7 protein-coding genes are annotated in these 6,582 nt (G+C 71.3%); all 7 read right to left on the bottom strand.

What is annotated here, in order from left to right; genetic code table 11:
* The coding region (locus I5E_RS17425; protein ID WP_022908117.1) for an MFS transporter at window positions 1-979 on the bottom strand (979 nt) is incomplete at its 3' end.
* A gap of 179 nt (window positions 980-1,158) precedes the next feature.
* A complete protein-coding gene (locus I5E_RS17420) occupies window positions 1,159-2,070 on the bottom strand; it encodes a hypothetical protein (RefSeq protein ID WP_022908116.1) in 912 nt (303 codons plus the stop codon).
* 11 nt (window positions 2,071-2,081) lie between these two features.
* A complete protein-coding gene (gene pgm / locus I5E_RS17415) occupies window positions 2,082-3,701 on the bottom strand; it encodes a phosphoglucomutase (alpha-D-glucose-1,6-bisphosphate-dependent) (protein ID WP_022908115.1) in 1,620 nt (539 codons plus the stop codon).
* A gap of 153 nt (window positions 3,702-3,854) precedes the next feature.
* Window positions 3,855-4,100, bottom strand: a complete 246-nt coding sequence (locus tag I5E_RS17410) for a hypothetical protein (protein ID WP_022908114.1) — start codon at window positions 4,098-4,100, stop codon at window positions 3,855-3,857.
* A gap of 182 nt (window positions 4,101-4,282) precedes the next feature.
* On the bottom strand, window positions 4,283-4,939 hold the full coding sequence (locus tag I5E_RS17405) for a class I SAM-dependent methyltransferase (RefSeq protein ID WP_441294340.1): 657 nt from the start codon (window positions 4,937-4,939) through the stop codon (window positions 4,283-4,285).
* Between the two features lie 2 nt (window positions 4,940-4,941).
* Window positions 4,942-5,577: a TIGR04282 family arsenosugar biosynthesis glycosyltransferase gene (locus I5E_RS17400; protein WP_022908112.1), complete on the bottom strand. Its 636-nt coding sequence runs from the start codon at window positions 5,575-5,577 to the stop codon at window positions 4,942-4,944.
* Window positions 5,574-6,320: a glycosyltransferase family 2 protein gene (locus I5E_RS17395; protein WP_042724013.1), complete on the bottom strand. Its 747-nt coding sequence runs from the start codon at window positions 6,318-6,320 to the stop codon at window positions 5,574-5,576. Before I5E_RS17395 ends, I5E_RS17400 begins: the two co-directional genes overlap by 4 nt.
* Window positions 6,321-6,582: the final 262 nt, after the last annotated feature.

Below are 6,582 nucleotides of genomic sequence, written 5' to 3'. Positions count from 1 at the left end.
AGAAGCCGGACTCGGTCGGCGTGACGCCCTTCACGATTTGCAGGTACAGCGGGATGGTGAGCATCGCGCCGAACATGCTAAAGCCGACCAGTACCGACAGCACCGCCGACATTGAGAAGACGCGGGAACCGAAGAGCTTGAGCGGCAGGATCGCGTCGTCGCCCATCGCACGCTCGACCAGGATGAACGCGACGAGTCCCACCGCGCCGATGCCGTAGCAGGCGAAGGCGCCCGGCGAACTCCAGCCCCACTCGCGGCCCTGCTCGGCGATGAGGAGCAGGGGGACCAGCGTGACGATGACGAGCGTGGCGCCCCACCAGTCGATGCGAGGCTTGCCGCGGTCACCGAACTTCGGCAGGTGCAGGAACGTCAGCACCATGAAGAGCGCGATGATGCCGATCGGCACGTTGATCAGGAAGACCCAGCGCCAGCCGGCCACGAACAGCAGCTGGTCAGCCCCGGCGAACACGCCGCCGACGAGCGGTCCGATGACGCTCGAGATGCCGAAGACGGCGAGGAAGTAGCCCTGGTACTTGGCGCGCTCGCGCGGAGCGAGCATGTCGCCCATGATCGCGAGCGGCAGGGACATGAGACCGCCCGCGCCGAGGCCCTGCAGCGCGCGGAAGCCGGCGAGCATGAGCATCGAGGTCGAGAACGACGCGGCGAAGGACCCGACGATGAAGATGCCGATGGCCGTGAGGAACAGTGGACGGCGGCCGAAGATGTCGGAGAGCTTGCCGTAGATCGGCGTGGTGATCGTCGAGGCGATCAGGTAGGCCGTGGTGACCCAGGCCTGCTGGTCGAGGCCGTGCAGGTCGTCACCGATCGTGCGGATCGCGGTGCCGACGATCGTCTGGTCGAGGGCGCCGAGGAACATCCCCGCCATCAGGCCGTAGATGACCAGCAGGATCTGCCGGTGGTTCATCACGGTGTTCGACGACGTGGTGGGTGCCACGGGTGCGGTCGCGGTCTGGGTCATGTGCAGGGTCTCCCGGAAACTTTGCGCTGGCTGCAAAGTTACATCTGCCGCAAGGTGGTGGGTCGCGCCGGAACCGGTTCCTGAGTGGATCGGCAGCGTCGGCGCCGGTTTCGGGAGGTGTCCGTCGAGTTGAGGAGGCCCGACGCCGTCACAGTACGCCCGCGGGTGGAGGACGTCCGTCAGACTGCTGCGGCCGCCTGCTCGAGCGCCGCGCCGAACCGCTCGTCGACCTCGATCCGCATGGCGCCCGTCTCGTCGTCGAAGCCCGACACGGCGCTGACCTCGCCGTGGCGCGAGAAGTAGAGCAGCGGACTGAGCACTCCGCCGGGCGGTCCGTGCGCACCGTCGGTGAGCACCTGCACGACCAGGCCGGCGAGGGTCTGCACCGCGGTGATGCTCGACGCGTCACGGATGGGGACGGCGAGCAGGAGGTGTCGGTGCGGGACCGCGAACACGGTGCCGAAGCCGGCCGCGCCGAACAGTGCGGGCAGGTTCACGGCCTTCGAGGCCACGAAGAGGGACTCGCCCTCGACGAGGAACACGCCCGGAGCGATCTCGGCGTGCTCGTCCACCGGCTCGTCGTCGGTGTTGAGCTGCCCGAGGGCGAAGAGCTCGTCGGTGCCGAGGGGGAGCCGGAGCAGCGTCGGACCCGACAGCGTGCTCACCATGGTGGGGTAGTCGACGCACAACCCGAGCACCAGACCGGGCGCGAACGGCCTGGCGTAGTCGAGATCGGTCGGGTCGGACGCGACACCGCTGTGCTCGGACAGGATCCGGAGCCGGATGCGCTGGCGCAGTTCGTCCGCGCTGAGGTCTTCTACCGCCGGCTCGCTGTACGCCTGGATCATGCGGTCGAAGTGCTCGGCCACCATGTCCGCCTGCACGGACGGGGACTCGCCGTGCACCTGCGACGCGAGGTTCTCGAGCAGGAAGACCCGGCCGTCGGTGCCGACCAGCCGTGGTTGCTCGCCGACCGGCGCCTCGACGGTGGTCTCCAAGCCCCGCTCGGCGAGGGCTCGTTGCGCCAGCGCGACGAGGGACGGGGCGTGTTCGTCACGCCCGTCGTCCTGCTTCCGGCCGAACCACCCCATCCGGTGGGACCTCAGGCCCCGAGTGCGGCGTCGACGATCTCCTTGGCCTCACGCTGCACCTGTTCGAGGTGCTCCTGTCCGACGAAGCTCTCGGCGTAGATCTTGTAGACGTCCTCGGTGCCGGAGGGCCGTGCTGCGAACCACGCCTTGTCGGTGACGACCTTCACGCCGCCGACGGCAGCGTCGTTGCCCGGCGCCTTCGACAGCTTCGCGGTGATCGGGTCACCGGCGAGCGTCTCGGCGGTGATGGCGTCGCCGTCGAGCTTCGACAGGCGGGCCTTCTGCTCCTTGGTCGCCGCGGCGTCGACGCGCTGGTAGACCGGAGCACCGAAGCGCTCGGTCAGCTCGTCGTAGAGCTGCGACGGGGTCTTGCCGGTGACCGCGATGATCTCGGACGCCAGGAGCGCCAGGATGATGCCGTCCTTGTCGGTGGTCCAGGCGGTGCCGTCCATGCGGAGGAACGACGCACCTGCGGACTCTTCGCCGCCGAACGCCACGGACCCGTCGATGAGCCCCGGCACGAACCACTTGAAGCCGACCGGGACCTCCCACAGGCGACGCCCGAGGGACTCGGCGACGCGGTCGATGATGCTCGAGGACACGAGCGTCTTGCCGATCGCGGCGTCGTCGCGCCAGGCGGGCCGGTGCGCGTACAGGTACTCGATCGCGACCGCGAGGTAGTGGTTCGGGTTCATCAGGCCGCCGTCGGGCGTGACGATGCCGTGCCGGTCGGAGTCGGCGTCGTTGCCGGTGAGGACGTCGTACTCGTCCTTGCGCGCGACGACCGAGGCCATGGCGCTCGGGCTGGACGGGTCCATCCGGATCTTGCCGTCCCAGTCGAGCGTCATGAAGGACCAGGTGGGGTCGACGTCGGGGTTGACCACCGTGAGGTCGAGCCCGTAGTGGTCGCGGATGCGGTTCCAGTACGGCAGGGACGCGCCACCGAGGGGGTCGGCGCCGATCGTGACGCCGGCACGCTTGATGGCGTCGATGTCGATGATGTTCGCCAGGTCGGCGACGTACGCGCCGAGGAAGTCGTAGCGGTCGGGCGACGCCTGCTCGGTACGGCGCACCTCGGTGTTGCCGCCGGCGATGATCGCGTTCGCGCGTTCGGCGATCCAGCTCGTCGCGTCGCTGTCGGCCGGGCCGCCGTGCGGCGGGTTGTACTTGAAGCCGCCGTCGCGGGGCGGGTTGTGGCTCGGCGTGATGACGATGCCGTCCGCCGTGTCCGGGTTGCCGGCGCGGTTGTACGCGATGATCGCGTGGCTGAGCGCCGGGGTGGGGACGTAGCCGTTCTCGCTGTCGGCGAGGACGTGCACGCCGTTGGCGGCCAGCACCTCGAGCGCGGTGCGTTCCGCGGGGCCGGACAGTGCGTGCGTGTCACGACCGATGAACAGCGGTCCGTCGGTGCCCTGAGCGGTGCGGTACTCGACGATCGCCTGCGTGATCGCGGCGATGTGCGTGTCGTTGAACGCCGAGTCCAGCGAGGACCCGCGGTGGCCCGAGGTGCCGAAGACGACCTTCTGCTCGGGGACGGAGACGTCCGGGACCCGCTCGTGGTACGCGGCGATGAGGGCGTCGAGGTCGACGAGGTCGTCTGCAGTGGCAGGGGTGCCGGCGCGGTCGTTCATGCGTCCATCCTGGCATCGCACCGGTCGGCACGCCCAGGAACGTGACGCCTGTGGACGGCGGAGGTGCCTGTGGACGAGGAGCGAGCGGCCGTCCCACCGCGGAAGAAAGGGGGACTTCCCGGGGGGACGACCGCTCGCGGTCTGGAGGCGGCGTCAGGCCGTGCGGAACGATCCCGTCGCGGTGCGCAGCGAGCCGGTGGCCGTGCGCGTCGAGGACGTCGCGGTGCCCGGACGGCGGAACTGCGTGTCGACGAACCGGCCGAGCGCGCGCCCGGTCCCGGAGCCGGTGAAGGTACCGATCGGGCGCCATGCGGCCTGGACCGCGTAACCACCGAGCTCGTCGCGGTGTTCGAGGCCGGTCACGTACGCGCCGCCCAGGGGGTTCTGACGGTTCTGCATGGATGCTCCTCGTCGTCGTGCCGAGGATCGTCGGTCACCGGGCCGGCGACCGCGACGCCGTCGGCTTGAACCCCCACACTACGCGCTTCTTTTGCATGAAGCAAAAAAAGGATTGCTCAGGCGAGCCGCCCACAGCGCTCAGGCGAGTCGCCCGCAGCGCTCGGGCGAACCGCCCACAGCGCTCAGGCCACCAGCTCGCAGAAGGTCCGACCCTCGGCCGTCCAGCTCTGCTTCGCGACGAGGCCGACCGCCTCGGCGTGGTCGAGCAGGGCGTCGACCCCGACCTCGGCCCACGGGAAGCCGGCGCTCTCGTGGCCGTCGGCATCCACCACGCGAGCGGTGTACACCCGGTCCGCGGTGTGGTCGACGTGGGTCTCGACGATGATCCTGCCGCCGTCGCGCACGATCTCGCGGCACCGGGCGAGCAGTGCCGCCGGGTCGCCGCCGATGCCGATGTTGCCGTCGATCACGAGCGCGGTGTCCCAGTGGCCCTCGTCGGGGACGGTGTCGAAGACCGACCCTTGGATCGCCGTGCCGCCGGAGCGTCGTGCGATCGCGACGGCGTCGGCGGAGACGTCCACGCCGAGGGACGGGATCCCGAGGGTGCGCGCGGCGACCAGCATCCGGCCAGGCCCGCACCCGATGTCGATCACCGGACCGTCGGCGCCGTCGAGGAGGGACCGGTCGATCCGGTCCGCCGCCGCACTCCAGCGGCCGACGTCGAGCGTCACCGCCCGGTCCGGTCGGGACGTGTCGGTGAGTCGGATCCGGCCGTCGGTGCGGAGGGCGCGAGCGTAGGGCTCGCCGCCGCCGGCGCCGAAGGAGACGGGTGCGTGCATGGTCATCGGAGGCTCCCCACCGTCTCGGCGTGCAGTGCGGCGGCGAACCCGGAGTCGGGCACGAGTGCCGCGACGCGCTCGGCGTCCGGCACGGTGTCGACGTCGAGCAGGACCCCGAGGGTGCCGACGTCGAGGCCGGCGTCCGTCAGGCGACGGAACTGGACCGCGCCGGTGTCGTCTTGGGACATCGGCACGCCGCGGAGGTGCGCGCCGTCCGGGTCCCGCAGGTAGAGGGACCAGAAGCCGCCGTCCTCGGCCGGACCGAACCAGGCGTCCCGCTCGGGGTCGTCGAAGACCGGGGCGAGGTCGGCCGGACCGACCTGCGGCGTGTCCATGCCGACGAGCAGGGTCGGGCCGTCCACCGCGTCGAACAGCGCACCGAGGCGCTCGTCGAGCCCGCCGGTCGTCTGGTGGATGACGTCGAAGCCCCCGGCGCCGTCCGGCAGCACCGTGCCGTCGTAGAAGAGCACCCGGCGGGCGGCCGGCAGGGCACGGACCGTCGCGAGCGTGTCGGCGAGGCTCGCGGCGGCGACGCGCGCGGCCCCCTCGGGGGTGAGTGCCGGCGTCAGACGGGTCTTCACCCGGCCCGGGAGGCACTCCTTCGCGACCACCGCGACGGTGATGTCGGACGTCGTCATGAGTGGACCTCCTCGGTCTCGACGGGGCCGGCCACGTGGCGGACCGGAGCCGGGGCGACCACGGTGGGTCGCGCCTCCCGGCGGTACTCGCGCAGCAGACGCGACATGTCCTTGACGGCGTTGACGGTGCCGCGCAGCGTGCCCGTGACCTTGCTGTCGCCGATGCGCTGGGCGTAGCCGATGTCGGACTCGTCGACGCGCCACCCGGCGGCGTGCGCGGCGAGGACCATCTCGAGCGGGTAGCCGCTGCGGCGGTCGCGGAGGTCCAGTGCGACCAGATCCTCGCGGCGCATCACCCGCATCGGGCCGAGGTCGCGGAGTCGGTAGCCGGTCGCGCGGCGCATCAGGACGGCGAGCACGCGGTTCGCGAAGCGGGCGTGCGGGGCCCATGCGCCCGGCGTCGTGGGGACGCGGCGTCCGAGCGCCAGGTCGGTGTGGCCCGTCGCCACGCGGGCGACGAGCGGGACGAGTTCGGCGGGGTCCATCGAGGCGTCGGCGTCGCAGAAGGCCACGTACTCGGCCGTGGCGGCGGCGACCCCGGCGGCGCAGGCCGACCCGAAGCCGCGGACCGGTTCGGTCACGACGAGGGCGCCGTGGGCACGAGCGACGTCGGCCGATCCGTCGGTGGAGCCGTTGTCGACGACGATCGCGCGGTAGCCACGCGGGAGCCGACCCAGGACCTCGGGGAGGGCGTCTGCCTCGTCGAGACAGGGGAGGATCACGTCGACGTTCATGTCGGCCATTCGGTGCGGGTCGACGGAACGACTGGTCGCGGGGTCCGCCGCGCGCGTCGGCGGTGTCGGGCGGTCGGTCTCGTCGGCCGGCTGTCGTTCCATACCGTCGACACAACACGAGATCGATCAGCGGGGTACAGGTTCGGCGTCCCCCGGTGGACGATCCGCGCACTCGCGAGGGTCGGGTACCCCCGGGTGGGGGACGCGGCGGTCCGGCGTCCGGCGGACGGGTGCGGGCGCGTCGACGTGGTGGCGAGGGCCTGGAGGCGCG

Origin of the sequence: Curtobacterium sp. B18, from assembly GCF_000333375.1 — a bacterium.
Classification (GTDB): domain Bacteria; phylum Actinomycetota; class Actinomycetes; order Actinomycetales; family Microbacteriaceae; genus Curtobacterium.
This window is presented reverse-complemented; position numbering and strand designations above follow the sequence as displayed.

What these genes read in the sequence shown, in the direction of transcription:
- I5E_RS17420 (WP_022908116.1), bottom strand. Translation starts at nt 2,070, where the DNA reads ATGGGGTGGTTCGGCCGGAAGCAGGACGACGGGCGTGACGAACACGCC.
- pgm (WP_022908115.1), bottom strand. Translation starts at nt 3,701, where the DNA reads ATGAACGACCGCGCCGGCACCCCTGCCACTGCAGACGACCTCGTCGAC.
- I5E_RS17410 (WP_022908114.1), bottom strand. Translation starts at nt 4,100, where the DNA reads ATGCAGAACCGTCAGAACCCCCTGGGCGGCGCGTACGTGACCGGCCTC.
- I5E_RS17405 (WP_441294340.1), bottom strand. Translation starts at nt 4,939, where the DNA reads ATGCACGCACCCGTCTCCTTCGGCGCCGGCGGCGGCGAGCCCTACGCT.
- I5E_RS17400 (WP_022908112.1), bottom strand. Translation starts at nt 5,577, where the DNA reads ATGACGACGTCCGACATCACCGTCGCGGTGGTCGCGAAGGAGTGCCTC.
- I5E_RS17395 (WP_042724013.1), bottom strand. Translation starts at nt 6,320, where the DNA reads ATGGCCGACATGAACGTCGACGTGATCCTCCCCTGTCTCGACGAGGCA.